Here is a 26877-nt window from a genome sequence, read left to right as displayed (position 1 = left end):
GGCGGTGATCTGCGCGTGCTTCTGACGCACGGGCTTTGCATCCGTCGTTTCGACGCCTAACAGCCGCAGATGCTTGCCGGGCTTCTCTTTGCTATTCACGATGCCGACGATCGCCCCGATCGCCTGGCTGCCACTTTGCCGTTCAGCGGCGTCACGCTGATCGAGTATCAGGCGCGGTTGCTGATTGCAGCCGGCGTGCGTCAGGTCATCGTGGTCGTCGCGCGGCTGACGCCTGAGTTGCTGGGCGCGATCAATCGCATCAACCGCCGTGGTGTCGCGGTCGATACCGTCCGGACTGCGGCCGAGGCGATGGAAAAGCTCCATCCGCTGGCGCGCGTCTTGATGCTCGGCGATGGGCTGGTGACGACCGAGAGCATCGTCGCGGCGATGGCGAACGAGGGCGGCGATGCGCTGCTCGTCGTGCCTGAGGACGATGCGGGACCCGGGTTCGAGCGCGTCGGTGGCCAGATGGCATGGGCCGGTGTCGCCCGGCTGGAGCCCGCACGGATCGCCGAAGTCGCGGGCCTGCCCAATGATTACGACCTTCAATCGACGCTGCTGCGGATCGCGGTGCAGGCGCGCGCGGTGCAGATCCTGCTGCCGACCGATGCAATTCGCAGCGGGCACGGCATCGAGCGCGAGGCGCGGACGCTGGAAGAACGCGGCCGTGCCGTGCTGGCGACGATCGTGTCGGGGCGCAGCGGCTGGTTCGACCGTTTCGTGCTCGCGCCGATCGCCAGGCTCGGCCTGCCGTTCCTGGTCGATAAGAGCGTTGCTGGCACGACCGTCGGCGCGACGTCGCTGGGTATCGCCGCAGCCGGGCTTGGCGCCATGCTGTTCGGCTGGCTGGCGACCGGACTGGTGCTTGCCAGCACGGCCTGTGTCGGTCTGGCGATCGGCTCGGTGCTGAGTGGCCTGCGCGACGATGAGTCGGTCGCGACGATGCAGACGCGCGGAATCGGCGTCGTCAGCGCGCTCGCCGTTCTGCTGTTTGCCTTTCTGTGGGCGGGCTATTCGGCCGACAACAGCGCGCTGGTCATGGCGGCCGCACTGCTCGCGATCGCAGCGCTGGGCGAACGCGCGATCGTCGAGCGGGCGCGTCGCATGTGGTGGGGCAGTGCGCCGGCCTATCTGCTGATTGTCACGATCGTCGCGATCCTCGGATTTCCGCTGTTGGGCCTTGCGATCGCCGGGCTGTACGCGACGGTCACGCTGGCTGCGGCAATCGAGCATCTTCGTCTTCAGCCTTAGTACCGCCTTAATAATAAGGGGGTAGGCACGGCGCATGTCGGTTGGCTCTGAACCCTTGCCTGATCCCGCGCTGTCACGCGCGAGTGCGATCGCGCGCGCCGCGCGTGCGCGTCAGCGGGCCGACGACCGGCTGGAAACCACGATCACCGACTTTTTCCTGACCGCCGATGCGCGGCTGGAGGAACGTACGCGGTTGATGCTGGCACATGTCCTGCGCGGCATCATCGGGGCGATCGAGGCGGATATCCGCCGTCATGCCGCCCGCGTTCTTGCCGGGCTGGGGGAGACGACGCGGGCGGAGGCGATCCTGACGCAGGGGGGCGCCTTGCTGCGGCTGACGCGGTCGGGGGTGTTGCGCGACCGCGATCTGATGAAGGACCTGATCGCACGCGTCCGGCATGACCTGATCGCCGATGCCCTTCCCGCCGCGATCGCCGGTCCCGAGGAGCCGAGCCTGTTGATCCGCCTGACGGGGGTGTCGGATACGACCGTCGCCACCGCGGCCGGCGCGCTGCTCGCGGCGGAAAGCCGGCGTCGCGCGGCCAATGAATCGGGAATGATCGCGGGAAGCGACGTGCCCGCCGACCTGCATCGCCGCCTCGTCTGGTGGGTAGCCGCGGCGGTGCGCGACGGGCTTGACGATGCCTTGAAGGACGCTGGCGAGATGGTCGCGATGCAGGGCCGCGGGAAGAGCGATCAGGCGATCACCGAAGCGGCGCTGCGCAGCCTTGCCGCGCATGATGACGCGGAGCGCCCCGAAGCCGTCGCGATCCGCCTCGCCGCAGCGATCGATGCCCGTCGCGACGAATTGCCGGCGCTGCTGGTCGAGGCGCTCGGCGACCGGCGTCTGACCCTGTTCGTCGCGGTGCTGGCGCATGCGATCGGGATTGATGCCGAACAGGTCCGGGTGATCGTACTCGATCCCGACGGAGAGCAACTGTGGCTGGCACTGCGGGCGGCGGATCTCGACCGGGAGACGATCGCGCGGATCGGACTGGCGCTGGCCGATGCCGATCCGCGCCGTGATATCGAAAGTTTCGCCGACGCGCTCGACAGCATCGCGAGCGTCGCGGTCGACGATGCGCGCGCGGCGATCGCACCGCTGGCGATGCACCGCGAGTTTCGCGCGGCGTTGCGGGCGCTGGCCGGGGCAGACCGACGATGACGGGATATATGACAGGCGACACTGCGGTCGCACTGGCGGAAGTGGCAGGGGACGGCGTGTTGCTGTCGGCGGATCCGATCCTGCTTGCGCTCAACAGCCGCGCCGGGGGGGTGATCGGCGCGCCGATCGCGGTGCCGCAGCTCGCAATGATCGCACGCCTGGCGCGCCGGCTGGGAATCGCGGTTTCGCGCAGCGTGGTGATCGCCGATGACGACGTCGATCTCGATCTGTGGGTCCGTGCGCAGCCCGAGGGCGATACGGTCGGCCTTGCGGTGAGCGGCTGGCGCGAACTCCAGCCGTGGCGTCCAGCGGCACCAAACCCCGGTGCAGGCGTCGATTTCCTGTCGAGTGGTGCCGACTGGCGCTGGGAGACCGACGCTGCACTTCGCCTGACATTCGTATCGCCCGACGCAGGGCCCCGCATGGGCGTCGACCCGCTCGCGCTGCTCGGCAAGCCGCTGACGAGCCTCGTCATGCTCGACAGCGGCGATGACGGCGCGCTGCCGATCCTCGACGCGGTCGCGCGCCGCCAGCCGCTCGACGCACAGCCCGCGCGGCTGCGGGGGTCGGGCCGCGCGATCATGCTGAGCGCCGTGGTTCGCCGTGACGCGGAACGTGCCTTTGCGGGGTTCATCGGCAGCGGGCAACTGGTCGACGATCCCGCGGACGTACCATCGCCGCCCGCCAAGCCGCGGCCGGCGGGGGCGGACCAGCTGTCGCCGACCTTCACCGCCGGGCTAGACCGTGCGCTGCGGACGCCGCTGGCGCGCATCGTTGCGAACGCCGACAGTATCCATGCGCAGACCGATGGCCTGGTGCAGCCCGATTATGCCGATTATGCGGCAGATATCGCCAATGCCGGCCGCCATCTGTTGGCGCTGGTCGACGATCTGGTCGATCTTCAGGCGGTCGAGCGGCCCGACTTCGCGCTGCTTCTCGAGACGATCGATCTGGCCGATATTGCGCGGCGTGCTGCCGGGCTGCTGGCGGTGCGGGCGGGCAACGCAAACGTGACGATCACCCGGCCCGCCGCGGAAGCCCGCGTCGTCGCGCGCGGTGATTTCCGGCGCGTGTTGCAGATCCTGGTCAATCTGATCGGCAACGCGGTGCGCTATTCGCAGTCGGGTGGCGCGGTGCAGGTGACGACGCATACGGGGAGCGATCAGGTGACCGTCGTCGTCGCGGATACCGGCAAGGGCGTGGCGCCCGCGGATCATGCGCGAATTTTCGAGAAGTTCGAGCGGGTCGACGCGTCCGAGCCGGGCGGCAACGGCCTCGGGCTCTATATCGCGCGGCGGCTGGCACGCGCGATGGGCGGCGACCTGACGATCGACAGCGCGATCGGCGAGGGGGCTCGGTTCGTGTTGTCGTTACCGACGCAGGCGACGCGCGGCCAGGATCAGTACCAGGCCTAATACCGCGAGCGCGGCGCCGCGGTCCGCCCAAGGCCGCTGATCGAGCATGAAGCTCGATCGCGGCCAATGGACATATCCAAGCCCCTGGCCGATCCACAGGAACCCCATCAGCGCGCACAGCACGCCGATGACCATCAGGATCGGCCGGAGCTTCATCTCAGCGCGACGCCATCGGCGTATAGTCGCGCTGCGTCGGGCCGCTGTAGAGCTGGCGCGGACGGCCGATCTTCTGGTCGGGATCGGTGATCATCTCGTTCCACTGCGCGACCCAGCCGACGGTGCGGGCAAGCGCGAAGAGAACGGTGAACATCGAGGTCGGGAAGCCGATCGCCGAGAGGATGACGCCCGAATAGAAGTCGACGTTCGGGAACAACTTCTTCTCGATGAAGTAGGGATCGCTCAGCGCCAGACGCTCGAGCTCGATCGCGACGTCGAACACGGGGTCGGTGACACCCAGCTCGCCGAGCACTTCCTTGACGGTCGTCTGCATGACGGCCGCACGCGGATCGTAGTTCTTGTAGACGCGGTGGCCGAAGCCCATCAGGCGGAACGGATCGTTCTTGTCCTTCGCGCGGGCGATGAACTCGGGGATCCGGTCAACCGTACCGATCTCGTGCAGCATGTTGAGCGCGGCTTCGTTGGCGCCGCCATGTGCTGGGCCCCACAGGCAGGCGATGCCGGCCGCGATGCACGCGAACGGGTTGGCGCCCGACGAGCCGGCGAGACGGACGGTCGAGGTCGACGCATTCTGCTCGTGATCGGCGTGGAGGATGAAGATGCGGTCCATCGCCTTTTCGACGATCGGGTTCACGACGTACTTCTCCGCTGGCACGGCGAACGTCATCTTCAGGAAGTTGCCGGTGTAGCTCAGCGTGTTGTCCGGATAGACGAACGGCTGGCCGACGCTGTACTTGTACGCCATCGCGGCGATCGTCGGCATCTTGGCGATCAGGCGATGCGACGCGATGACGCGCTGTGCCGGATCGTGGATGTCGGTCGAATCGTGATAGAAGGCCGACAGCGCGCCGACGACGCCGCACAGGATCGCCATCGGATGCGCGTCGCGACGGAACCCGCGGAAGAACTGCGCGAGCTGCTCATGCACCATCGTGTGGCGCGTGATCGTGTTCGAGAAGGTCGACAGCTCTTCTTCGCTGGGCAGTTCGCCGTTCAGCAGCAGATAGGCGACTTCCATGAAGTTCGACTGTTCGGCGAGCTCGCCGATCGTGTAGCCGCGGTGGAGCAGCGTGCCCGCATCGCCGTCGATATAGGTCAGCTTCGACTGGCACGAGGCGGTCGAGGTGAAGCCCGGATCATAGGTGAAATTGTCGGTCTGCGCGTACAGCTTGCGGATATCGATGACATCGGGGCCGACCGTACCGGACATGACCGGATAATCGAATTCCTTGCCGTCGACCTTGAGGTTTGCGGTCTCGCTCATGCTTGTATCCTTCCTCGAAATCTTATCAGTCTGCCATCCGGTCGGCGATCCGACCGAGGCTCTCGTCACGCCCGAGCAGGTCGAGCACATCGAATATTCCCGGCGACGTCTTGCGACCGGTCAGCGCGGCGCGAAGGGGTTGTGCAACCTGCCCGAGCTTTAGGCTTCGCGCTTCGGCCACGCGCCGTACCGCGCCTTCGAGCGCTTCCGTATCCCACTTGTCGAGCGCGTCAAGTTCAGCATGCGCGTTAGTCAGAATCGCACTCGCTTCACCCTGCAAAAGGCTCGCTGCGGCGTCATCCATCGCCAAAGGTCGCTGGCTGAACAGGAAATTCGAACCTTCGGCGAGTTCGTTCAGGTTCGCTGCACGTGGCTTCAGGACCGGCATGGCGCGAGTCAGAAGGTCGAGTCCGCCACCGGGCAGGGCATGGCCGAGCCGATCGGCGGCGAGCTGGGCCAGACGCGCATCATCGGCCTCGCGAATATAGTGGCCGTTCAGATTCTCGAGCTTCTTCAGGTCGAAGCGCGAGGGCGACTTGCCGACGCCCGACAGGTCGAACCACTCGACCGCCTGTTCGCGGCTGATGATCTCGTCGTCACCGTGCCCCCAGCCGAGCCGCAGCAGGTAATTGTCGAACGCCTCGGGCAGGATGCCCATCTCGTCGCGATACGCCTCGATGCCGACGGCGCCGTGACGCTTGGACAGCTTGGCACCATCGGGGCCGTGGATCAGCGGGATGTGCGCATAGATCGGATCGGGCCAGCCGCCCTCGATCGCGTCCATCGCGCGGTAGATCGGCAGCTGCCGGAACGCGTTGTTGAGATGATCGTCACCGCGGATGACGTGGGTAACGCCCATGTCGTGATCGTCGACGACGACCGCGAGCATGTATGTCGGCGTGCCGTCCGAACGGAGGAGGACGAGATCGTCGATTTCCTCGTTGCGGACCGTCACCGATCCCTGGACGCGATCCTCGATCGTGACCGCACCTTCCTGCGGCGCGCGCAGGCGGACGACATGGGGAAGATCGGGGGCCTCGCTTGCCGGACGGTCGCGCCACGGGCTGCGGATGCGGAGCGGCTTCTTGGCCGCCTGCGCCTCCGCGCGCATCGCCGCGATTTCGTCATTGGTCATGTAGCAGCGATAGGCGTGGCCGGCCTCGACCATCTGGTGCGCGACGCGGGCGTGGCGATCGGCGCCGGCGAACTGCATGACGACGTCGCCGTCCCAGTCGATCCCCAGCCAGCGCATGCCGTCGATGATCGCGTCGATCGCCGGCTGGGTCGACCGCACGCGGTCGGTATCCTCGATACGCAGCAGGAATTTGCCGCCGTTCGCCTTGGCGAACAGCCAGTTGAACAACGCCGTGCGTGCGCCGCCAAGATGCAGGAACCCCGTCGGCGACGGAGCGAAACGAGTAACCACGGGTGCGGCCGAAACGACGGCATCCGTATCAGATATTGCGCCCAACCGCGGGTGCTCCCAGACTGTAGAAACGATGGCCGGATCAGCCGTCGCCGCCTCTAGCATGCGTCCCCGGCGGCGACAAATGGGCGTGCCGCCCTGGATGGCGGAGCCGGGCCGGGCGATCGAACGCTGGCTGGAGGCGGAGCGCGATCAGCTCATAACCTTGTTGCCGGTCGGGCTTGGCGGCGGCATCGCACTGTGGTTCGTGCTGCCCGATCCCGCGGCATGGGGCACCGCGATCCTGGTGCTGGTCGCTGGCGGGTTGGCCGGACTTGCGGCGGGGCGCGGCGGGCGCGCGGCGCGGATGCTCGCGATCGGCGCGATTGCGGCGGCGCTCGGCATCGGGCTGATCTGGGTACGATCGGACCGGGTGGCGGCACCGGTGCTCGCGGGGCCGACATTCGTGCAGCTGTCCGCGCGGGTCGAGACGATCGAACCGCTCGTCGCGCGTCGGCTGGTGCGGTTGACGGTGCGGCCGGTCGGGCCGGGGCAGGACGCCGATGGCGCGCCGGCTGAGTTGCCCGGCCGCGTCCGCGTCAACCTGGCAGAGGCGGATGCGCCGGCGACGCTCGCGATCGGCGCGACCATAAAGCTTCGCGCGCGACTCATGCCGCCGCCCTTGCCGGCGGTGCCCGGCGCCTATGACTTTGCGCGCGTCGCTTGGTTCGGCGCGATCGGCGCGACGGGGCGGGGCTTTTCGCCTGTGGTGGTAGCAGAGCCGGGCCGCGGCGGCGCTGGCGTCCGGGTGGCGCTGTCGCGGCATATCGTCGCGCAGCTTGACGGGAGCGCGGGCGGGATCGCGGCGGCGCTGGCGACCGGCGACGTCGGCGCGATCAGCGACGCGGATGCGGAGGCGATGCGCCGCGCCGGGCTGGCGCATCTCCTTTCGGTAAGCGGCCTCCACATCACCGCGGCGGTCGCCGCGACGATGCTGATCGTGATGCGGCTGCTGGCGCTCAGCCCATGGCTCGCGCTGCACACGCGACTGCCGTTGATCGCCAAGCTTGCCGGTGCCGCAGCGGCGATCGGCTACACCGTGCTGACGGGCAGCCAGGTGCCGACGATCCGCTCCTGCGTCGCGGCGTTGCTGGTGCTGGTCGCGCTGGCGATGGGGCGCGAGGCGATGACGTTGCGGCTGGTCGCGACGGGGGCGATCGCGGTGATGCTCGCGCTGCCCGAATCGTTCGCCGGACCGAGCTTTCAATTGTCGTTTGCCGCGATCACCGCGATCATCGCGTTGCACGAGCATCCCGTCGTCCGTGCCACGTTCGCGCCGCATGACGAGGGCCGCGGCAGACGCCTGTTGCGGGGCGCCGCGTCGCTGCTGCTGACCGGGCTCGTCGTCGAGGCGGCGCTGATGCCGATCGCGGTCTATCATTTCCACAAGGCCGGGCTGTACGGCGCGGTCGCCAATATCGTCGCGATCCCGCTGACCACGTTCGTCGTCATGCCGTTCGAGGCGCTGGCGCTGCTGCTCGACACGATCGGGCTCGGCGCGCCGGCCTGGTGGCTGGTGCAGCATGCGCTTGACGCGCTGCTGTGGCTCGCGCGCGGCGTGGCGCATGCACCGGGCGCGGTCCGCGCGCTGCCGGCGGTTCCCGACGGGGCGTTTGCGCTGATGGTCGTCGGCGGGGTGTGGATCGCGCTGTGGCGGACGCGGTGGCGACGGATCGGAATCCTGCCCTTGGCGGTCGGCGCGATCTGGGCGCTGACGACGCCGTCACCCGATATCCTTGTGACGGGCGATGGCCGCCACGTCGCGGTCCGGACCGCCGCAGGGCTTGCACTTCTTCGCGATCGGGCGGGGGACTATGTCCGCGATACGCTGGCGGAGAATGGCGGGGTCGACGGAGAACCGCTGCTGCTGGCGGATCAGCCCGACGCGCGGTGCAGCCGCGAGCTGTGCTTGACGGATGTCGTCGCGCGGGGGCGGGCGTGGCGTGTGCTGGCAACGCGCAGCGTTTACCGGGTGCCGATCGCCGAGATGCTTGCCGCCTGCCGGCGCGCGGACATCGTCATCAGCGAGCGCGGGCTGCCGCGTGGTTGTACGCCGCGATGGCTGAAGCTCGATCGATCGGTGCTCGCGCGGACCGGGGGGATCGCGTTGACGTTGACCGCGGGGCGGATGGTGACGGTGCTCAATTCGGGGGATCGGCACCCGTGGCGCGATCCACCGACGCTGGCGCGGCCGGCGCGACGGTTCAGTGCGGGGGGCGATCAGCGCGGGGTGGCCGGGGGTGCGGCGTCAGTCCGGTTTCAGGTGCCGGGCCGGGGGTGGTCAGAGCGATAGGCTGCGACTGTGTATGTCGGGTCATGATCCTGTGAAGGTGGGGCCTCCGATTGGGAGGGCCGCAAATCAGAAACGCGGACGATGGTGCCTGGGGCCGTTGGTCACGAACGCCACTGCCTGTTGCGTGGCGGTGATGACCGCCAGCGCTCCCCGGCATTCGTCAGTCGTAGCGGCGCAGGATTCCCGACAGCTTGCCCTGGACCCGGACCTGTGCGGGCGCATAACGCTGGGGGTCATAGGCGCGGTTGGCCGGGTCGAGCCGGACCATTGCGCCCTCGCGGCGGAAATATTTGAGCGTCGCTTCGCTGTCCTCGATCAGCGCGACGACGATTTCGCCGTCGCGTGCGATCTCGGTGCGGCGGATCAGCGCATAGTCGCCGTCGAGAATGCCGGCTTCGACCATCGAGTCCCCCGAAACCTCCAGCGCATAATGCTCGCCAGTTCCGAGCAGTGCGGCCGGGACAGCAAGCATCGAACTGCCTTCAAAGGCTTCGATCGGGACGCCGGCGGCGATCCGGCCGTGCAGCGGGATCTCGACGACGTCGTTCGCCGCGATGCGGGCGGGCGACGCGGGCGTGGCGCTGGCCGTATCCGGCGCAGATACGGTGCCGGCCGATGCCTTAGCCTCCGACTTCGGCCCCGACTTCGCCGCAGTCTGTGCGATTGCCGCCTCGGGACGCTCAGGCATCCGCAGCACTTCGAGCGCGCGCGCCCGGTTGGGCAGGCGTCGGATGAAGTTGCGCTCCTCAAGCGCGCTGATCAGACGGTGCACGCCCGATTTCGATTTCAGGTCGAGCGCGTCCTTCATCTCCTCGAACGAGGGCGACACGCCCGTCTCGGCGAGGCGGTCATTGATGAAGCAGACAAGCTCGTGCTGCTTGCGCGTGAGCATAACGGTTCTCCGTCCGGAACAGACGAGGAACTTCTATGGAACACTTGCAGCTTCGTCAAGCGGTGACGTCACGCGATGACGAGGATTTCCGCCGAGTCGCCCGCCCTTGCCGCCGGCGCGTCGCCGTCGCGGATGATCAGGCAGGACGAACGGGCGAGCGTCAGCAGCATCGAGCTGTCCTGGATGGTCGAGGCATAGGCGCGACCCTCGCGCAGTTCGGCGCGCATATAGTCGGTCCGCGACTGGTTGGGCGGAAGATCCTCGCCGAGCAGCGCATGCGTCGTCTGCGGCAGGGGATCGCGCGCGCCGAGCATGTGCGCGACGACGGGGCGGACGAACAGGATCGCGGTGACGAAGGCGGAGACGGGATTGCCCGGCAGGCCGAGCAGCATCGTCCGGCCGAGCGTGCCCGCCATCATCGGCTTGCCCGGGCGCAGCGCGATCCGCCAGAAGTCGATTGCCCCGCCGGCCGCCTCGATCGCGGGGCGGACGAGGTCGTGATCACCGACCGACGCGCCCCCCGTGGTCACCAGCAGATCGGCATCGACCCCGGCAAAGGCGTCACGCAGCGTGTCGAGCCGGTCGGGGAGGATTCCGAGGTCGATAATGTCGACGGGCAGGTCGGCGAGCATCGCGGCGAGCATGATGCCGTTTGATTCCGGTAACGGGACGGGGTCGCTGGTCGACCCGGGCGGAACGAGCTCGTCCCCCGTCGCGGCGACCGCGACGCGCAGCGGGCGGCCGACCGACAGCGTGCCGTGTCCGCCGGTCGCAGCGACCGCGATGCGCGCGGGGGTCAGCCGGTCGCCGGCCCCGATCAGCCGGGTGCCGGTCGCGAAGTCGAGCCCCTTGCGGCGCGTGTTGCGGCCTTCAAAGGCGGGGCCTTCGCCGTCGAGCATCAGCCGGTCGCCGTCGCGCACTGCTTCCTCCTGGACGAGCACCGTGTCGGCGCCCGCCGGCATCGCCGCGCCGGTGAAGATGCGCGTCGCCTGTCCCGCGCCGACTGAACCGGTGAAGGGGCGGCCGGCCGCGCTCTCGCCGATGACCGTCCACGGCCCGGGCAGATCTGCGTAGCGGATCGCATAGCCGTCCATTGCCGACAGGTCGGTCGCGGGCTGGGTCCGGCGGGCGAGAATGTCCTCCGCGGCCCAGCGGCCCATCGCCGAGCGCAGCGGCACGGTTTCGGCGGGGACGCGCGCGGCCATGGCGAAGAGGCGGGACTGGGCGTCGGCGACGGGGACGAGAGGGCGCATGCGGGCTCCGATCAGCGGGGCGATGAGGGTCTTGCGCTGCTCGCACGAATGCCGAGGGGCGGAAAGCGGGCAACGCCGCGACCGGCAGGACGCCGGTCGGTTACGCGATCAACGTACGAGGTGCGGCAGACGTTGCGGTGAGATGGGACGACATGTCCGGCGGCGCGCCGCACGCAAATCCTGTCGTCAGCGCAGGCAAAACGCGCTAGCCCTGTGGCGCAGGTCCGACGCAAGCCGGATCCGCACAGATCGCGTCGGTGCCCTTCGGGGCTTGAATGGGAATGCGGTGCGGGGTTCGCCCCAAGACCGCAGCTGTCCCTGCAACTGTAAGCGGCGAGCGACACGCACGCGCCCCCTGCGACGGGGGCAGCCACTGGGCCGATGGCCTGGGAAGGTGTGCGTCGAGCCTTGACCCGCGAGCCAGGAGACCTGCCGGCGTCTGGTCGCTCTTGTCCCGGTCCAGGGGGTGGCCGAGGCACGGTGAACGCCGTCTGAGCGACGACCATGCGGCGGGGGCCGCATCGGCGACGCATGCCGGCCGCTCATGGCGTCCGGTCGGCGCGCGTCCCGGTCGTTCGCGGCAGGCCCCCGTCCTCGTCGGACGCCGGGGATGTGCCAATGACCAAGATCATGACCGGGCGGACCGCCGGTCGTTCGACGCGACACCGGATCGGCTGGATGTTCGCGATGCTGGTGGCGGCCAATATCGCCGCTTGGGGATGGGCGTTCGCGCTGTTCCAGGCGCAGCCGCTGATGCTGGGTACCGCGATGCTCGCCTGGGGGCTGGGCCTGCGCCATGCGGTCGACGCGGATCATATAGCGGCGATCGACAATGTGACGCGCAAGCTGATGCAGGACGGGCAGCGGCCGATTGGGGTCGGCTTCTGGTTCGCGGTCGGCCATTCGGGGATCGTCCTGATCGCCGCGGTCGCCATCGCGCTGACCGCGAGTGCGCTGGCGCAGTTCGAGGCGTTCAAGCAGGCGGGCGGGGTGATCGCGACGCTGATATCCGCGCTGTTCCTGTTCACGATTGCGGCGATGAACCTGATCATCCTGCGATCGGTGTGGCGGACCTTTGGCCATGTCCGCGGCGGCGGGCGCTATGTCGAGGAGGATCTCGACCTGCTGCTTGGCAATCGCGGGCTGCTCGCACGGCTGTTCCGGCCGATGTTCCGGCTGGTCACGCGCAGCTGGCACATGGCGCCGCTCGGGTTCCTGTTCGGGCTGGGGTTCGACACCGCGACCGAAGTCGCGATCCTCGGCCTGTCTGCAAGCCAGGCGGCGGACGGGTTGTCGATCGGTACGGTGCTGGTGCTGCCCGTGCTGTTCGCGACGGGCATGGCACTGGTCGACAGTGCCGACGGGGTGGTGATGCTCGGCGCGTATGAATGGGCGTTCGTGAAGCCGATCCGCAAGCTCTATTACAACATCACGATCACGCTGATCTCGGCGATCGTCGCGATCGCGATCGGCGGGATCGAAACGCTCGCGCTGCTGGCGTCGAAGCTGGGCCTCAGCGGGGGCGTGTGGGACGTCGCTTCGGCGCTGGGCGAGAATTTCAACGGGCTGGGCTTTGCGATCATCGCGCTGTTCGTGGCATGCTGGGTGCTGAGTTTTGCGATCTACCGGTGGAAGCGGTTCGACGAGATCGAGGTGGTTCGGGGGTAACGAGCTGCGTCGTCATCCCGGGCTCGACCCGGGACCCAGGGCCAGGCAGCGCATTACGCGTGGCTCTGGGTCCTGACTTTCGTCAGGATGACGGAGGTCAGGTGCATTGGCACAGTCGCCAAACTCCTCTAAACCCAACCTCGAGGTTTGGTTCTACCGAACCTCGACAGATCGCGCCGGTGCCCTTCGGGGCTTGAATGGGAATGCGGTGCGGGAGCTTTGCCTCCCAATGCCGCGGCTGTCCCTGCAACTGTAAGCGGTGAGCGAGACGCACAGGCCCCCGATGCGGGGGCAGCCACTGGGTCACGAGACCTGGGAAGGCGTGCATCGAGCTTCGACCCGCGAGCCAGGAGACCTGCCAGCGTCATGGTCGCTCTTGCCTTGATCCAGGGGATGGTCGCGGCACGGTACTCCGTCTGAGCGACGAACGCGTGCGGCCGTCAGGTCGTGCGCGCGTGTGGCTGCGGGCGTGCGTCCGTCCGTGGCTGTCGTTCCGACGCCCGGAGAGTATCGCATGACCGACCCCCAGCCGACCCTGGCCAAGATTCCCGTTACCATCGTCACCGGGTTCCTCGGCGCGGGCAAGACCACGCTGATCAGCCACCTGATCCGCAACGCCGGTGGCCGGCGGCTCGCGGTGATCGTCAACGAATTTGGCACGCTCGGTATCGACGGCGACATATTGAAGGGCTGCGCGATCCCCGATTGCCCGGCCGAGAATGTCGTCGAGCTCGCCAATGGCTGTATCTGCTGCACCGTCGCGGACGATTTCATCCCGACCGTCGAAACTTTGCTCGCGCTTGACCCGCGGCCCGACCACATCCTGATCGAGACGTCGGGGCTCGCTTTGCCCAAGCCGTTGCTCAAGGCGTTCGATTGGCCCGCGATCCGGTCGCGGATCACGGTCGACGGGGTGATCGCTCTGGCCGATGCGGAAGCGGTCGCCGCGGGACGGTTCGCGCCCGACCTCGCCGCGATCGAGGCGCAGCGGCGCGCGGATCCGAGCGTGGATCACGAGACGCCGCTTGCCGAGGTGTTCGAGGACCAGCTCGCCTGTGCCGATCTGGTGCTGCTGACCAAGGCGGATCTGGCGGGCGAGGCGGGTGTGGCTGCGGCGCGCGCGGTGATCGCGGCGGAGTCCGCGCGTGCGTTGCCGGTGATCGCGCTGACCGACGGGGTGATCGATCCGCGCGTCGTGCTCGGGCTGAACGCGGCGGCGGAGGATGACATCGCGGCGCGGCCGTCGCACCATGATGGCGCGGACGATCACGAGCATGACGATTTCGACAGCATGATCGTCGAGCTTGGCGAGATCGCGGAGCCGGCGGCGCTCGCCGCGCGGATCGAGACGCTGGCGCGCGACGCCGACATCCTGCGCGTGAAGGGCTATGCCGCGGTGACGGGCAAGCCGATGCGGCTGCTGGTGCAGGCGGTCGGGGCGCGGGTGCGGACGCAATATGATCGGCCGTGGCGCGCCGACGAGGCGCGGCAGACGCGGCTGGTGGTGATCGCCGAGCATGACCGGATCGACCCTGCAAGGATCCGGGCCGCGCTTCAGGGCTGAGGGCGATGCACGTCGTCTTCCGCGAAAGCCACGGGCTGGAGGAAAGCGCGGTCCCGCAGGACCTGGCGCAGAGCCCGGCGGACCTCGTCGTCCTGTCCTTTTCGGACGGGGATCTCGGCGCGTTCGCGGCCGGGTGGCGGCGTGCGGCGGCGAGTGGAAGCCCGCTGCCGTCGCTCAGGCTCGCCAACCTGTCCGCGCTCGCGCATCCGCTGTCGGTCGATACCTATGTCGAGCGGACGCTGGACGGTGGCGCAGGCACGGGGGCGAAGGGGATCGTGATCCGGCTGATCGGCGGGCGGTCCTACTGGTCCTATGGGTTGCAGCAGGTCGAGGTACTGGCGCGGGCGCGGGGGATCGCGCTGGCGGTGCTGCCCGCCGACGGGCGGATCGACGCACGGCTCGATGCGGCGTCGACGGTGCCGGTGTCGACGCTGCGCCGGCTCGCCGCCTTGTGCGACGATGGCGGCGCGGTCGCGGCGCAGGCGGCGCTGGCGCAGATGGCGCTGGCGGCGGGGCTTTATGCCGGGCCGGTCGCGGGGGTGAAGACGGTCCCCGAGGTCGGTGGCTGGCAGCCGCGCGACGGGGTGACGTGCCCCGCCGCGTTCGCGATGACCGCGACGCGGCCGCGAATCCTGCTGATCTTCTACCGCTCCTACCTGACCGCTGCCGATCTGGACCCGATCGAGGCGCTGCATGCCGGGCTGAGTGGGGCGGGGTTCGACGTCGTCGGGCTCTTCGCGCCGTCGCTGAAGGCGCCGGGCGCGGCGGGGTGGCTGGCGCGTTGGGTCGTGGCGCTGTGTCCGGCGGCGATCGTCAACGCGACCGCATTTTCGGGCCGCGGCGCGGACGACACATCGCCGCTCGACGGGGCGGGGGTGCCGGTGTTCCAGGTCGCGCTGGCGACGTCGGATCGTGCCGCCTGGGCGGGGTCGACGCGCGGGTTGTCCCCCGCCGACCTGGCGATGCACGTCGTCCTGCCCGAGGTCGACGGACGGCTGTTCGCGGGCGTCGCGAGCTTCAAGGAGGACGGCGTCCGCGACGACGCTCTCGGCTATGCTCGGCGCGAGCACCGGGCTGACCCCGAGCGGATCGCGGCGATCGTCGCGCGCGTCACCGCGTGGGTGCGGCTAGCGGAGCGACCGGTCGCGGAGCAGCGGCCTGCGGTCGTGCTGTCGACCTATCCGGGTAAGGATTATCAGATGGCGCATGCGGTCGGGCTCGACGCGCTGGCGTCCGCGGAGGCGATCGTCGAGGATCTGGCGGCGGCGGGCTATGCAACCAGGGAGACTGCATCCGGTGGGCTAGCCGAGGCGCTGGCGACGGGGCGGATCGGGTGGCCGGTCGCGGCATATCGCGCGGCGCTTGGGAGCCTGCCGGCCGTGTTGCGCGATGCGCTCGAGGAAAGTTGGGGCGCGCCCGAGGACGATCCGGCCTGTATCGACGGCGCGTTCCAGTTCGCGGGCGTCGAGCGGGGCGGCGTGGTGATCGCGCTCCAGCCCGAACGCGGGCGCAGTGCGGCGCGGGTCGGGGAGTATCACGACCTGTCGCGCTGTCCCCGCCACGCCTATGTCGCCTTCTATCTGTGGCTGCGCGCGCGGGGGAGCGATGCGCTGATCCATGTCGGCGCGCACGGGACGCTCGAATGGCTGCCGGGCAAGGCGGTTGCGCTGTCGGGGGAATGCTGGCCCGAGGCGCTGACCGGGCCGATGCCGGTGCTCTATCCGTTCATCGTCAACGATCCGGGCGAGGCCGCACAGGCACGGCGGCGGATCGGCGCGGTGACGATCGGCCATGTCCCGCCGCCGGCGGCGACGACGCGCAGCGGTGCGGGGCTGGGGCGGCTCGAATCGCTGCTCGACGAGTTTTCGACCGCCGACGGGCTCGACCCCGCGCGGCGCGACCGGCTGCAGCGCGACATTGCGGACGAGGCGCGCGCGAGCGGACTGGCGGCGACGCTGCGGCTCGACGAGGCGGCGAGCCAGGTGGAGGCGATCACCCGTATCGACACGTTCGTGTGCGACGTGAAGGAGAGCCAGTTCGGCGACGGGCTGCACGTCTATGGGCGTGGCGACCAGGGCGAGGCCGAACGCGACGGGTTGCTGAACGCGTTGCGGGGCAAGCGGATCGCGGCGGGGCCGTCGGGGTCGCCGTGGCGCGGACGCAGCGACGTCCTGCCGACCGGGCGCAACCTGTATGCGACCGACGCGCGCGCGGTGCCGTCGCGCGCGGCGCATGCGCAGGGCGTGCGGCTGGCCGACGAGCTGGTCCGCCGGCATCTGCAGGACGAGGGCGACTATCCGCGCGCGCTGGTCGTCGACCTGTGGGCGTCGGCGACGATGCGGACCGCGGGCGAGGAGTTTGCGATGGCGCTACACCTGCTCGGCGCGGAGCCGGTCTGGGATCATGCGTCGGACCGGGTCACGGGGGTCGAGATCCTGCCGCTGGCAAGGCTCGACCGGCCGCGGATCGACGTGACGCTGCGTGTGTCGGGGCTGTTCCGCGATGCGTTTCCCGCGCTCGGCCAGATGTTCGGGCAGGCGGTGCGCGCGCTGGCGCTGCGCGACGAGCCCGGTGACTGGAACCCGTTCGTCGGCGCTGCCGTCGGTGCGCGCGTCTATGCGCCCGAGCCGGGTCGCTACGGGCTCGAGCTGGGTGATGCGGGCGAGGCCTATGGCGAGGCGGCGCGGGCGGCGGCGGGCGCCGCGTGGCTGGCGGCGTCGAGCCATGCGCTGGACGGGGCGGGCGATGACAATGCGACGCGGTTCGACCCGGCGGGGATCCGCGACCGGGTCGCCGCCGCCGACGGGTTCGTCCATGTCCAGGATTTGCCCGAGACCGACCTGTTGCTCGCCGCGGATTATGCCGCGCACGAGGCGGGGTTCGCGGCGGCGCAGGCGGTTGCCGGGGGTAAGAGCGCGGCGCTGTATCATCTCGATGCGCGCGATCCGGAACGGCCGCGCGCGCGGTCGCTGGACGAGGAGGTTGCGCGGGTCGTTCATGCACGCGCGGCGAACCCGGCCTGGGTCGAGGGGATGATGCGGCACGGGTTTCGCGGGGGCGCGGAGATCGCCGCGACGCTCGACCATATGGCGATGTTCGCGCAGCTGGCGCGAGTGGTGTCGCCCGAGCTGATCGATCTCTATTATGATGCGACATTGGGGCGCGACGCGGTGCGTGCGTTTCTGGAGAGCGCAAACCCCGCGGCGCTGGCGGCGATGACCGCGCGGTTCGCGGCGCTGCACACGGCGGGGCTGTGGCCGACGCGGCGCAATTCGATCCTCGCGCAGCTCGACCTGCCGGCATGAGCGCGTTCGTCGTCAAGGGATGGTGCCCCGATGCGTGGCGGCCGATGGCGGCGGGCGACGGGTTGCTGGTGCGGATCCGCCCGCCGCTCGGGCGGCTGACGCGCGCGCAGACACTCGCGCTGTGCGATGCGGCGATCGCGTGGGGAAATGGCGAGATCGACGTGACCAGCCGCGCGAACCTGCAGATCCGCGGCGTGACCGAGGCGGGCTGGCGGGGGCTGGTCGAGGCGTTGCTGGCCGTCGGGCTGATCGATCCCGATCCGGAGCGCGAGGCGCGCGGTGCGATGCTGGTCGCGCCCGACTGGCGGGACGGGGACGATACGCAGCATATCGCCACCGCGTTGCGCGAGCGTTTGGCTGACCTGCCGGTGCTGCCTGGCAAGGTTGGTTTTGCGATCGATGCGGGCGCTGCACCGGTGCTGACCCGCGCGCCCGCCGATTTCCGGGTCGAGCGCGCGGTGGACGGCAGGCTGCTGGTGCGCGGCGAGGGGCGTGCGGCGGGGGTGAACGTGACGCGCGACACCGCGGTCGACGCGCTGATCGCGCTGGCGCGGTGGTTCGTCGACAGCGGCGGTGCGGCGGCGGGGCGGATGGCACGCCATGCGGCGGCCGTGCCGGGGCCCGCGACCTTGGCTCCCGCACCTGCCGCGCCGCCGCCCGAGGCCGGGGCGCACCCGCTGGGCGCGGCGATCGCGCTCGGCTTCGGGCGGATCGCGGCAGCGGATCTGCGCGACCGGATCGCCGCGGACCCGGTCACGGCGATCCGCGTGACGCCGTGGCGGATGCTGATCCTCGAAGGCGGGGTGGCGGATGGCGCGCGCGACCGCAGCGCCGTGCGCGCCGGGGTCGACGCCTGTGTCGGCGCGCCCGCCTGTCCGCAGGCGAGCGTCGCGACGCGCGACCTCGCGCGGCTGCTGGCACCACTGGTCGCTGGCAGCCTGCACGTGTCGGGATGCGCCAAGGGCTGCGCGCGGGCGCGGCCTGCGGACGTCGTGCTGACCGGGCGCGACGGGCTGTTCGACCTTGCCCTGCACGCGCGCGCGGGCGCGCCGTCGCTGCTTGGCGCACTCGAACCCGCTCAGATTATCGCCCATTTCTCCCAGCCGTCCGGAGCTGCCTGATGCCCTATGCCTATGAGACCGACGGGGCCGCGATCTATCGCCAGTCGTTCGCGATGATCCGTGCCGAGGCGGATCTGGCGCGCTTCGATGCCGAGGAGGAGCCGGTCGCGGTGCGGATGATCCACGCTGCGGGGCTGGTCGCGCTGGCGGGGGATATCCGCTTTTCGCCCGGCTTCGCACGGACCGCGCGTGCGGCGTTGCGGGCGGGCGCGCCGATCCTGTGCGATGCGCGGATGGTGACCGAGGGGATCACGCGCGCGCGCCTGCCGGCGAACAATGCGGTGATCTGTACGCTGCACACGCCCGAGACGGTCGCGCTGGCGAAAGAAATGGCAACGACGCGTTCGGCCGCGGCGCTGGAGTTCTGGCGGCCGTATCTGGCGGGCGCGGTGGTGGCGATCGGCAATGCGCCGACCGCGCTGTTCTACCTGCTCACGATGCTGGAGGATCCCGACTGTCCGCGACCGGCGGCGATCATCGGCTGTCCGGTCGGCTTTGTCGGCGCGGTCGAATCGAAGGACGCGCTGTGGGCGGCGCAGCCGATGCCGTGCGTGATCGTCGAGGGGCGGCTGGGCGGCAGCGCGATCACCGTCGCGGCGATCAACGCGCTGGCGAGTGCGGCGGAATGATCGGCGTGGTGGCGCCCGTGCCGACTTTGGTGCCGCCGCCGGGGCAGGCGGTCGTGACGGGCACGATCCACGGCGTCGGGCTGGGGCCGGGGGCGTGCGACCTGATGAGCGTGCGTGCGGACCGGCTGGTGCGCGGCGCACGCCACGTCGCCTATTTCCGCAAGGCGGGGCGGCCGGGACAGGCGCGGCGGATCGTCGAGGGGATGCTGCGCGACGACGTGATCGAATATCCGATGGAATATCCCGTCACCACCGAGATCGCATTGTCCGATCCGCGGTACAACGACCGGCTGTCGGGCTTCTACGCGGGGTGTATCGATCACCTCGCGGCGCTGGCGCTGGGCGGCGAGGACGTGGTGGTGCTGTGCGAGGGCGACCCGTTCTTCTACGGATCGTTCATGCATCTCTATACGCGGTTGCAGGGGGTCGCGCCGGTCGCGGTCGTCCCCGGCATTACCGGCATGTCGGGCGCCTGGACCGCGAGCGGCGCGCCGATCACCTGGGGCGACGACGTGCTGACGGTGGTGATGGGGACGCTGCCCGAGGCGGATCTGGTGCGGCGCATCCGCGACACCGATGCGCTGGTGGTGATGAAGATCGGCCGGCACCTCGCCAAGCTGCGCCGCGCGGTCGCCGCCGCGGGGCGCGAGGAGGCGGCGTGGCTGGTCGAATATGCGGCGATGGCGGAGCAGCGCGTCACGCGGCTGTGCGAGGCGGATGCGGTCACGCCCTATTTCGCGATCCTGCTGATCCACGGGCAGGGGCGGCGGCCATGACCCTGAGCGCAGGGATTGGCTGGCTGGCGATCGCTGGGCTGGGGCCGGGGGATGCTGCGCTGGTGACGCCCGAGGTCAGCGCGGCGCTGGCCGAGGCGACCGACGTGATCGGCTATATTTCCTATGTCGCGAGGGTTCCGGCGCGCGACGGTCTGACACTGCATGCGAGCGACAACCGGGTCGAGATCGACCGCGCGCGCCATGCGCTCGAGCTGGCAGCGAAAGGCGCGCGCGTCGTCGTCGTGTCGTCGGGGGATCCCGGCGTGTTCGCGATGGCGGCGGCGGTGTTCGAGGCGCTGGAGGCGGGGCCGGCGGCGTGGGGCGCGATCGACATCCGCGTGCTGCCGGGGATCACCGCGATGCTGGCGGCGAGTGCGCGGGCAGGCGCGCCGCTCGGACATGATTTCTGCGCGATCAACCTGTCGGACAATCTGAAGCCCCAGGCGCTGATCGAGCGACGCGTGCGGCTGGCGGCGGAGGCCGATTTCGCGATCGCCTTCTACAATCCGCGATCGAAGGCGCGACCCGACGGGCTGGTCCGCGCGTTCGAGATCCTTCGCACGACGTGCGGCGACGATCGCCCGGTGCTGTTCGCGCGGGCGGTGTCGACGCCCGAGGAAGCGCTGTCGATCGTGCCGCTGGGCGAGGCGCGGGCGGAGATGGCGGACATGCGGACGATGGTGATCGTGGGGTCGAGCCTGACGCGGATCATCGCGCGGGCGCAGGGGCCGATCCTTTATACGCCGCGGTCGGCGCCATGATCGAGCCAGTCGAGCACCGCGTCGACCGAATCGACCGCGTGTCGCGCAGGCAGCGGCGGGCGGTCGATCATGATCACCGGCAGGCCGAGCGTGCGCGCGGCGACGAGCTTGGCCGCCGCGCCGCTGCCGCCCGCGTTCTTGCAGACGACCAGTTCGGTGGCGTGGTCGCGCATCAATTGGGTGTCGCCGGCGGCGTCGAACGGGCCGCGGTCTACGACCAGGCGGTGGCGGGGCAGCGGCGGCGGATCGTCGGGCGTATCGACGAAACGCAGCAGATAGTTGTGCTGCGGCTGCTGCGCGAAGGCGTCGACATGCATCCGGCCGAGCGCGAGCATCACGCGCTGCGACGGCCCGGCGAGCGCCGCGACCGCGCCCGCGATATCGGCGACGCGGTGCCAGTGATCGCCCGCGACCGGAGTCCAGGCGGGGCGGGCGAGCGCGACATGCGCGACGCCCGCCTGTGCCGCGGCCTCGACCGCATGCCGGTGCATCTGCGCGGCGAAGGGGTGCGTCGCGTCGATCAGGTGCGTGACACGGTGCTCTTTGAGATAGGTAACGAGGCCTCCGACGCCGCCAAAGCCGCCGATGCGGACGGGCACCGGCTGCGCGCGCGGGTTGGCGACGCGGCCGGCATAGCTCAGCACGGTCGGAATGCCGCGCGCCGCGAGCCGTGCGGCGAGCGCGCTGGCTTCGGTGGTGCCGCCGAGAAGCAGGATGGTCGGAATGACTGAGGCTCCGTGGCTGACGATAGTCGGGATCGGCGAGGACGGCGTCGCCGGGCTGTCCGCTGCAGCGCGCGCGGCGCTGGCCGATGCCGAGATCGTGACGGGTGCGACCCGGCATCTGGCGCTTGCCGGCGAGCTTAGGGGGGCGGTCGAGGCTTGGCCAGTGCCGTTCGAGGACGGGATCGCGCGGCTGATCAGGCATCGCGGCAGGCGGGTGGTGATGCTGGCATCGGGGGATCCGTTCTGGTTCGGCGCGGGCACGTCGGTGACGCGGCATCTCAGCCCGGGCGAGTGGATCGCGCATCCCGCACCGTCGAGCTTCGCTCTCGCAGCGGCGCGGCTCGGCTGGGGACTCGAGGACTGTTCGTGCCTGGGGCTGCACGCCGCGCCGTTCGGGCGGTTGCGGCCGCATATCGCGCGGGGGCGGCGCGCGATTGTGCTCGTCCGCGACGGGGCGGCGGTCGGCGGGCTGGCGGCGTATCTGGATGCGGCGGGGTTCGGCGCGTCGTCGCTGCACGTGCTCGAGGCGCTGGGCGGGCCGCGCGAGCGGATCCGCCACACGACCGCCGCGACGATCGCGTTCGACGACATCGCGCATCCGGTCGCGGTCGGCATCGTCTTCGAGGGCGCGAGCGCGGTTATGCCGCAGGCGGGGCTGTCCGACGACTGGTTCGCGCATGACGGGCAGATCACCAAGTCGCCGATCCGCGCGGTGACGCTGGCGGCACTCGCACCGAAACCGGGCGAGAGCCTGTGGGATATCGGCGCGGGATCGGGATCGATCGGGATTTCCTGGCTGCTCGCGCACCCGTCAACCCGCGCTACCGCGTTCGAGGCGGATTCGGTGCGCGCGGGGCGGATCGCCGCCAATGCCGCGACGCTGGGCGTCGACCGGCTGGTGGTGGTCGAGGGGCGGGCGCCCGAGTGTCTTGGCGAGCGGGCGTGTCCCGATGCGGTGTTCGTCGGCGGGGGGCTGTCCGAGGCGCTGTTGCGCGCGCTGTGGCCGCGGGTCGAGCAGGGCGCGCGGATCGTAGCGAATGCGGTGACGCTCGAATCGGAGGCGCTGCTGACGCAGTGGCAGGCAGCGCAGGGGGGGAGCCTGATGCGGATCGAGGTGGCGCAGGCGGTGCCGATCGGGACGCGACGTGGGTGGCGCGCGCAGTTTCCGGTGGTGCAATGGGCGTATCCGGCATGATCGTCGCGGGTTTTGGCTTCAACACGGCCGCGGATGCCGCCGCGTTGCGGGCCGCGCTGGCCGCCGCGCAGCAGGGGCTGCCGCCGGTCGAGGCGCTGGCGGCGCCCGATGACAAGCAGGGGCGGCCCGGCGAGATCGCGGCGCTGCTGGGTCTGCCGCTGATCACGGTCGATCCCGCCGCGCTGACTGCGGCCAGTCCCGCCACCCGGTCGCCGGTAAGCCTTGCCGTGCGGGGGACCGGCAGCGTCGCGGAGGCCGCTGCACTCGCCGCCGCGGGGCAAGGCGCGCGGCTGCTGACCCTTCGCCATATTTCGCCGTGCCGACGCGCGACCTGCGCCATTGCCCAAGGATTTCGACCATGACCGTGCATTTCATCGGTGCGGGGCCGGGTGCGCCCGACCTGCTGACATTGCGGGGGCGCGACCGGATCGCGATGTCGCCGGTGTGCCTTTATGCCGGGTCGCTGATCCCGGAGGCGCTGCTCGAGCATTGTCCGCCGGGTGCGCGGATCGTCAACACCGCGCCGATGGACCTCGACCAGATCATGGCCGAGATCGTCGCCGCGCACGCAGGGGGGCAGGACGTCGCGCGGCTGCATTCGGGGGATCTGTCGATCTGGTCGGCGATGGGCGAGCAGCTGCGGCGGCTGCGCGCGCTGGACATTCCGGTGACGATCACCCCCGGCGTCCCCGCCTTTGCCGCTGCCGCCGCCGCGCTCGAGGTCGAACTGACCTTGCCCGAACTGGCGCAGTCGGTGGTGCTGACGCGGACGCCGGGACGGGCAAGCTCGATGCCGCCGGCCGAGACACTTGCCGCGTTCGCCGCGACGCAGGCGACGCTGGCGATCCACCTGTCGGTGCACAATCTGGCGCAGGTCGTCGCGGACCTGCTGCCCGCTTATGGCGGCGACTGCCCGGTCGCAGTGGTGTGGCGCGCGAGCTGGCCCGACGAGCAGATCGCCCGCGCGACGCTGTCGACGATCGAGGCGGCGATGACGGGGCGACCCGAGCGGACCGCGCTGATCCTGGTCGGGCGCGTGCTGGCGCCGGGTGATTTCGCGACGAGCAGCCTGTACGCGCAAGGATATGACCGGCGGTTCCGGCCGCAATCGGCGGAGTCCCGGTTCGCAGGAGACAAGCCATGACGCGCGGCGCCACGCCGGGCCTGCTCGTCGCAGCGCCCGCGTCGGGGACGGGGAAGACGACGGTGATGCTCGGGCTGTTGCGCGCGCTGCGCGATGACGGGATCGCGGTGCAGCCGTTCAAATGCGGGCCCGACTATATCGACCCAGCGTTTCACCGCGCGGCGAGCGGGCGCGCGTCGTTCAACCTCGACAGCTGGGCCATGACGGGGCCGCGGCTCGACGGGATCGCGGCGCGCGGCGACGATGCGGACATGACGCTGGCCGAGGGGTCGATGGGGCTGTTCGACGGGGTGGCGAACGCGGGCGCGACGGGCAATGGCGCCAGCGCGGACGTCGCGCGGCGGATGGGCTGGCCGGTCGTGCTGGTGATCGACGTGTCGGGCCAGGCGCAGTCCGCGGCGGCGACCGCCCTGGGGTTCGCGCGCTATGATCCAGGCGTAAGGGTCGCAGGCGTGATCCTCAACCGCGTGGCGAGCGAGCGGCACGAGCGGCTGGCGCGCAGCGGGATGGAAGCGGTCGGGATCCGCGTGTTCGGTGCGCTGCCGCGGCGCGGCGACCTGACGCTCCCCGAGCGACATCTGGGGCTGGTGCAGGCGATCGAGCACCCTGCGCTCGACGCGCAGATCGCGGCCTATGCGACGTTCCTGCGCGCGCATGTCGATATCGCCGCGCTGCGCGAGGCGGCGGCCGCCACGCCGCGAGCCGTCGCGCAGGGGACGGTCGTACCGACCCCGCCGGCACAGCGGATCGCGCTGGCGCAGGATGCCGCCTTTTCTTTCACCTATGCGCATGTGCTGGACGGGTGGCGCAGCGCGGGCGTGGAGATCCTGCCCTTTTCGCCGCTGGCGGACGAGGCGCCGGCGAAGGACGCGGATCTGGTCTGGCTGCCGGGGGGCTATCCCGAGCTTCATGCCGGGGCGCTGGCGGCGGCGGATCGGTTCCGTGCGGCGCTGGCGCTGCATGCCGAGACGCGACCGGTGCACGGCGAGTGCGGCGGCTACATGGCGCTGGGCGAGGGGCTGATCGATGCGGACGGGACGCGGCACCGGATGGCGGGGCTGCTCGGGCTGGTGACGAGTTACGAGAAGCGGCGGATGCATCTGGGCTATCGGCGGGCGACGCTGCACGCGCCGATCGGCGGGATCGCGGCGGGGGTGATGCTGGCGGGGCATGAATTCCATTATTCGACGATCCTCGACCAGCCCGACGCGCCGCTGGCGCAGGTGGTCGACGCGAATGCGCAAGCCGTGCCCGAAACCGGCTCGCATCGCGGCGGCGTGACGGGTAGTTTCTTCCACATGATCGCCCCCCTTGGCCAATCGGCTGCATGACCGGTTTCGTTTCGTTCGTCGGTTCCGGCCCCGGCGACCCCGAATTGCTGACGCTGAAGGCGGTGACGCGGTTGCAGCGCGCCGACGTCGTGCTGTTCGACGATCTGTCGTCGGGCGCGGTGCTGGGTCATGCGCGCGTCGGTGCCGAACTGGTCGCGGTCGGCAAGCGCGCGGGGCGGCCGTCGCCGCGCCAGTCGCATGTCTCGCAACTGCTGGTCGACCACGCGCTAACGGGGGCGCGCGTCGTCCGGCTGAAGTCTGGCGATGCGGGGATGTTCGGGCGGCTGGAGGAGGAGATCGTCGCGCTGCGCGAGGCGGGCGTGACGTTCGAGATCGTCCCGGGGATCAGCGCGGCGAGCGCGGCTGCTGCCGCCGCCGCGATCCCGCTGACGCGCCGGCTGTCCGCGCGCCGGCTGCAATATGTCACCGGCCATGACGTGACCGGGCAGTTGCCGCAGCAGCGCAACATGGCCGCGCTCGCCGATCCGGAGGCGACAACGGTCGTGTTCATGCCGCAGCGGACGTTTCCGGCTCTGGTTGAGTCGCTCGTCGCACATGGCCTGCCGGGCGACACGACCGCGCTGCTCGCCGAGAATGTCGGGCATCCCGACCAGAGCCTGACCTGGTCGACGATCGCGGGGCTCGCGGCGCGGCTGGCGGGGGGCGTGTCCGACAAGCCCGCGCTGATCCTCTATGGATCGTTGATGGCGCCGTGAGCGGAGTCGACATCGCGATATCGCTGATCGGGATCGGCACGGGCAATCCCGATCATGTGACGCGCGCCGCAGTCACGGCGATGAACGCCGCCGACCTGATCCTGTTGCCGCGGAAAGGCGCGGGGAAATCCGATCTGGTCGATCTGCGCCGGACGATCTGCGCCGCGCTGCTGACCGGGCCTGCCAGAGTGGTGGAGTTCGATCTGCCCGAGCGCGATGCGGACGCGCCGTACCGTGCGGCGGTCGATGCGTGGCACGATGATATCGCGGCGGTGTGGGCGGCGCAGATCGCCGAGCATCTGCCGGGCGGAGGACGGGTCGCGTTCCTCGTCTGGGGGGATCCGTCGCTCTACGACAGCAGCCTCCGGATCGCTAACCGGCTGCGAGCGGGAGGGCGGTCGATCGGGGTCAGCGTGGTGCCGGGGATCACCAGCCTGCAGGCGCTGACCGCGGCGCATGCGATCCCGCTCAACACGCTCGCTGCGCCCGTGACGATCACCACCGGTCGGCGGCTGCGCGCCGAGGGGTGGCCAGCGGGGGTCGAGACGCTGGCGGTGATGCTCGACGGGGCGTGCGCGTTCGAGACGCTCGCACCCGAGGGGGTCATGATCTGGTGGGGGGCGTATCTGGGGATGGCGCAGGAGGCGCTGGTCGCCGGGCCGCTCGCCTCAGTCGGGGCGGAGATCATCACGTGCCGTGCCGGACTGCGCGCCCGGCACGGCTGGATCATGGACGTGTATCTCCTACGCCGCACGGGCGGCTGAGCG

General features: G+C 70.3%; 23 protein-coding genes and 2 riboswitches. Of the genes, 17 read left to right on the top strand and 6 right to left on the bottom strand.

Features of this window, described 5'->3' with window-relative positions:
- Positions 1-69 precede the first annotated feature (69 nt).
- From IFT87_RS09630 to IFT87_RS09620, 3 genes are read left to right on the top strand one after another with little or no spacing between them, the layout of a single operon-like run.
- Positions 70-1251: a hypothetical protein gene (locus tag IFT87_RS09630; RefSeq protein ID WP_037527531.1), complete on the top strand. Its 1182-nt coding sequence runs from the start codon at positions 70-72 to the stop codon at positions 1249-1251.
- A gap of 34 nt (positions 1252-1285) precedes the next feature.
- Positions 1286-2416: a DUF2336 domain-containing protein gene (locus IFT87_RS09625; RefSeq protein WP_192008322.1), complete on the top strand. Its 1131-nt coding sequence runs from the start codon at positions 1286-1288 to the stop codon at positions 2414-2416.
- 8 nt (positions 2417-2424) lie between these two features.
- A complete protein-coding gene (locus IFT87_RS09620; protein WP_192008320.1) occupies positions 2425-3831 on the top strand; it encodes a sensor histidine kinase in 1407 nt (468 codons plus the stop codon).
- On the opposite strand, the gene IFT87_RS09615 is transcribed toward IFT87_RS09620, so the two are convergent.
- The 3 genes from IFT87_RS09615 to gltX are packed head-to-tail and all read right to left on the bottom strand — an operon-like array spanning position 3787 to position 6803.
- Positions 3787-3987, bottom strand: coding sequence for a hypothetical protein (locus IFT87_RS09615; protein ID WP_031395754.1), 201 nt, complete (start codon positions 3985-3987; stop codon positions 3787-3789). The genes IFT87_RS09620 and IFT87_RS09615 overlap by 45 nt on opposite strands.
- Before the next feature lies 1 nt (position 3988).
- A complete protein-coding gene (locus tag IFT87_RS09610) occupies positions 3989-5272 on the bottom strand; it encodes a citrate synthase (protein ID WP_031395755.1) in 1284 nt (427 codons plus the stop codon).
- A 25-nt stretch (positions 5273-5297) separates the two neighbouring features.
- Positions 5298-6803: a glutamate--tRNA ligase gene (gene gltX, locus IFT87_RS09605; protein WP_081874311.1), complete on the bottom strand. Its 1506-nt coding sequence runs from the start codon at positions 6801-6803 to the stop codon at positions 5298-5300.
- Positions 6804-6822: 19 nt separating this feature from the next.
- Between gltX and IFT87_RS09600 the strand changes: the two genes are divergently transcribed.
- Positions 6823-9030: a ComEC/Rec2 family competence protein gene (locus tag IFT87_RS09600; RefSeq protein ID WP_249403292.1), complete on the top strand. Its 2208-nt coding sequence runs from the start codon at positions 6823-6825 to the stop codon at positions 9028-9030.
- A 160-nt stretch (positions 9031-9190) separates the two neighbouring features.
- On the opposite strand, the gene lexA is transcribed toward IFT87_RS09600, so the two are convergent.
- A complete protein-coding gene (gene lexA, locus IFT87_RS09595) occupies positions 9191-9922 on the bottom strand; it encodes a transcriptional repressor LexA (protein ID WP_192008318.1) in 732 nt (243 codons plus the stop codon).
- A 68-nt stretch (positions 9923-9990) separates the two neighbouring features.
- Positions 9991-11175: a molybdopterin molybdotransferase MoeA gene (locus IFT87_RS09590; protein WP_192008316.1), complete on the bottom strand. Its 1185-nt coding sequence runs from the start codon at positions 11173-11175 to the stop codon at positions 9991-9993.
- A 238-nt stretch (positions 11176-11413) separates the two neighbouring features.
- Positions 11414-11626: riboswitch (cobalamin riboswitch) on the top strand.
- 179 nt (positions 11627-11805) lie between these two features.
- Between IFT87_RS09590 and IFT87_RS09585 the strand changes: the two genes are divergently transcribed.
- The 7 genes from IFT87_RS09585 to cobJ all read left to right on the top strand — a co-directional run bounded on the left by IFT87_RS09585 (position 11806) and on the right by cobJ (position 20999).
- The gene (locus IFT87_RS09585; protein ID WP_443024340.1) at positions 11806-12843 is read left to right on the top strand and encodes a HoxN/HupN/NixA family nickel/cobalt transporter; all 1038 of its coding nucleotides are present in this window, start codon (positions 11806-11808) and stop codon (positions 12841-12843) included.
- A 160-nt stretch (positions 12844-13003) separates the two neighbouring features.
- A riboswitch (cobalamin riboswitch) is annotated at positions 13004-13220 on the top strand.
- 137 nt (positions 13221-13357) lie between these two features.
- A complete protein-coding gene (gene cobW / locus IFT87_RS09580) occupies positions 13358-14407 on the top strand; it encodes a cobalamin biosynthesis protein CobW (RefSeq protein WP_037530936.1) in 1050 nt (349 codons plus the stop codon).
- A 5-nt stretch (positions 14408-14412) separates the two neighbouring features.
- On the top strand, positions 14413-17712 hold the full coding sequence (cobN, locus tag IFT87_RS09575) for a cobaltochelatase subunit CobN (RefSeq protein WP_192008314.1): 3300 nt from the start codon (positions 14413-14415) through the stop codon (positions 17710-17712).
- Positions 17709-18833 carry a cobalamin biosynthesis protein CobG gene (locus IFT87_RS09570; RefSeq protein ID WP_192008312.1) on the top strand — a complete coding sequence of 375 codons (1125 nt, stop codon included), beginning with the start codon at positions 17709-17711 and terminating at the stop codon, positions 18831-18833. Before cobN ends, IFT87_RS09570 begins: the two co-directional genes overlap by 4 nt.
- Positions 18833-19462, top strand: coding sequence for a precorrin-8X methylmutase (locus IFT87_RS09565; RefSeq protein ID WP_037532887.1), 630 nt, complete (start codon positions 18833-18835; stop codon positions 19460-19462). The genes IFT87_RS09570 and IFT87_RS09565 overlap by 1 nt, the downstream gene beginning before the upstream one ends.
- Entirely contained in the window at positions 19459-20238 is a 780-nt protein-coding gene (gene cobI / locus IFT87_RS09560) for a precorrin-2 C(20)-methyltransferase (protein WP_084215342.1), read from the top strand. Before IFT87_RS09565 ends, cobI begins: the two co-directional genes overlap by 4 nt.
- Entirely contained in the window at positions 20235-20999 is a 765-nt protein-coding gene (cobJ, locus tag IFT87_RS09555) for a precorrin-3B C(17)-methyltransferase (protein WP_037532886.1), read from the top strand. Before cobI ends, cobJ begins: the two co-directional genes overlap by 4 nt.
- Here the strand turns inward: cobJ and IFT87_RS20400 are convergent.
- Positions 20975-21724 carry a cobalt-precorrin-6A reductase gene (locus IFT87_RS20400; protein WP_192008507.1) on the bottom strand — a complete coding sequence of 250 codons (750 nt, stop codon included), beginning with the start codon at positions 21722-21724 and terminating at the stop codon, positions 20975-20977. The two genes, cobJ and IFT87_RS20400, sit on opposite strands and share 25 nt — an antisense overlap.
- On the opposite strand from IFT87_RS20400, the gene cbiE reads away from it, so the two are divergent.
- Genes cbiE through cobF form a run of 6 tightly spaced genes read left to right on the top strand, consistent with a single transcriptional unit; the run spans position 21723 to position 26874 of the window.
- A complete protein-coding gene (cbiE, locus tag IFT87_RS20395; protein WP_192008310.1) occupies positions 21723-22919 on the top strand; it encodes a precorrin-6y C5,15-methyltransferase (decarboxylating) subunit CbiE in 1197 nt (398 codons plus the stop codon). The genes IFT87_RS20400 and cbiE overlap by 2 nt on opposite strands.
- Positions 22916-23281 (top strand): cobalamin biosynthesis protein, encoded by a 366-nt coding sequence (locus IFT87_RS09540; RefSeq protein ID WP_192008308.1) that lies wholly within the window; start codon positions 22916-22918, stop codon positions 23279-23281. The genes cbiE and IFT87_RS09540 overlap by 4 nt, the downstream gene beginning before the upstream one ends.
- Positions 23278-24063: a precorrin-4 C(11)-methyltransferase gene (cobM, locus tag IFT87_RS09535; RefSeq protein WP_037532955.1), complete on the top strand. Its 786-nt coding sequence runs from the start codon at positions 23278-23280 to the stop codon at positions 24061-24063. Before IFT87_RS09540 ends, cobM begins: the two co-directional genes overlap by 4 nt.
- Complete coding sequence (locus IFT87_RS09530) at positions 24060-25394, top strand: cobyrinate a,c-diamide synthase (RefSeq protein ID WP_192008306.1); 1335 nt, start codon at positions 24060-24062, stop codon at positions 25392-25394. Before cobM ends, IFT87_RS09530 begins: the two co-directional genes overlap by 4 nt.
- Positions 25391-26110 (top strand): uroporphyrinogen-III C-methyltransferase, encoded by a 720-nt coding sequence (cobA, locus tag IFT87_RS09525; protein WP_192008304.1) that lies wholly within the window; start codon positions 25391-25393, stop codon positions 26108-26110. The genes IFT87_RS09530 and cobA overlap by 4 nt, the downstream gene beginning before the upstream one ends.
- The gene (gene cobF, locus IFT87_RS09520) at positions 26107-26874 is read left to right on the top strand and encodes a precorrin-6A synthase (deacetylating) (RefSeq protein WP_235188379.1); all 768 of its coding nucleotides are present in this window, start codon (positions 26107-26109) and stop codon (positions 26872-26874) included. Before cobA ends, cobF begins: the two co-directional genes overlap by 4 nt.
- Positions 26875-26877 lie beyond the last annotated feature (3 nt).

The sequence above is a fragment of the Sphingomonas sp. CFBP 8765 genome (assembly GCF_014841445.1).
GTDB lineage: Bacteria > Pseudomonadota > Alphaproteobacteria > Sphingomonadales > Sphingomonadaceae > Sphingomonas > Sphingomonas aerolata.
This window is presented reverse-complemented; position numbering and strand designations above follow the sequence as displayed.

Excerpts from the sequence above, each read along its gene's own strand:
- IFT87_RS09630 (WP_037527531.1), top strand. The coding sequence starts at position 70 with ATGCTTGCCGGGCTTCTCTTTGCTATTCACGATGCCGACGATCGCCCC.
- IFT87_RS09625 (WP_192008322.1), top strand. The coding sequence starts at position 1,286 with ATGTCGGTTGGCTCTGAACCCTTGCCTGATCCCGCGCTGTCACGCGCG.
- IFT87_RS09620 (WP_192008320.1), top strand. The coding sequence starts at position 2,425 with ATGACAGGCGACACTGCGGTCGCACTGGCGGAAGTGGCAGGGGACGGC.
- IFT87_RS09615 (WP_031395754.1), bottom strand. The coding sequence starts at position 3,987 with ATGAAGCTCCGGCCGATCCTGATGGTCATCGGCGTGCTGTGCGCGCTG.
- IFT87_RS09610 (WP_031395755.1), bottom strand. The coding sequence starts at position 5,272 with ATGAGCGAGACCGCAAACCTCAAGGTCGACGGCAAGGAATTCGATTAT.
- gltX (WP_081874311.1), bottom strand. The coding sequence starts at position 6,803 with ATGCTAGAGGCGGCGACGGCTGATCCGGCCATCGTTTCTACAGTCTGG.
- IFT87_RS09600 (WP_249403292.1), top strand. The coding sequence starts at position 6,823 with ATGGGCGTGCCGCCCTGGATGGCGGAGCCGGGCCGGGCGATCGAACGC.
- lexA (WP_192008318.1), bottom strand. The coding sequence starts at position 9,922 with ATGCTCACGCGCAAGCAGCACGAGCTTGTCTGCTTCATCAATGACCGC.
- IFT87_RS09590 (WP_192008316.1), bottom strand. The coding sequence starts at position 11,175 with ATGCGCCCTCTCGTCCCCGTCGCCGACGCCCAGTCCCGCCTCTTCGCC.
- IFT87_RS09585 (WP_443024340.1), top strand. The coding sequence starts at position 11,806 with ATGACCGGGCGGACCGCCGGTCGTTCGACGCGACACCGGATCGGCTGG.
- cobW (WP_037530936.1), top strand. The coding sequence starts at position 13,358 with ATGACCGACCCCCAGCCGACCCTGGCCAAGATTCCCGTTACCATCGTC.
- cobN (WP_192008314.1), top strand. The coding sequence starts at position 14,413 with ATGCACGTCGTCTTCCGCGAAAGCCACGGGCTGGAGGAAAGCGCGGTC.
- IFT87_RS09570 (WP_192008312.1), top strand. The coding sequence starts at position 17,709 with ATGAGCGCGTTCGTCGTCAAGGGATGGTGCCCCGATGCGTGGCGGCCG.
- IFT87_RS09565 (WP_037532887.1), top strand. The coding sequence starts at position 18,833 with ATGCCCTATGCCTATGAGACCGACGGGGCCGCGATCTATCGCCAGTCG.
- cobI (WP_084215342.1), top strand. The coding sequence starts at position 19,459 with ATGATCGGCGTGGTGGCGCCCGTGCCGACTTTGGTGCCGCCGCCGGGG.
- cobJ (WP_037532886.1), top strand. The coding sequence starts at position 20,235 with ATGACCCTGAGCGCAGGGATTGGCTGGCTGGCGATCGCTGGGCTGGGG.
- cbiE (WP_192008310.1), top strand. The coding sequence starts at position 21,723 with ATGACTGAGGCTCCGTGGCTGACGATAGTCGGGATCGGCGAGGACGGC.
- IFT87_RS09540 (WP_192008308.1), top strand. The coding sequence starts at position 22,916 with ATGATCGTCGCGGGTTTTGGCTTCAACACGGCCGCGGATGCCGCCGCG.
- cobM (WP_037532955.1), top strand. The coding sequence starts at position 23,278 with ATGACCGTGCATTTCATCGGTGCGGGGCCGGGTGCGCCCGACCTGCTG.
- IFT87_RS09530 (WP_192008306.1), top strand. The coding sequence starts at position 24,060 with ATGACGCGCGGCGCCACGCCGGGCCTGCTCGTCGCAGCGCCCGCGTCG.
- cobA (WP_192008304.1), top strand. The coding sequence starts at position 25,391 with ATGACCGGTTTCGTTTCGTTCGTCGGTTCCGGCCCCGGCGACCCCGAA.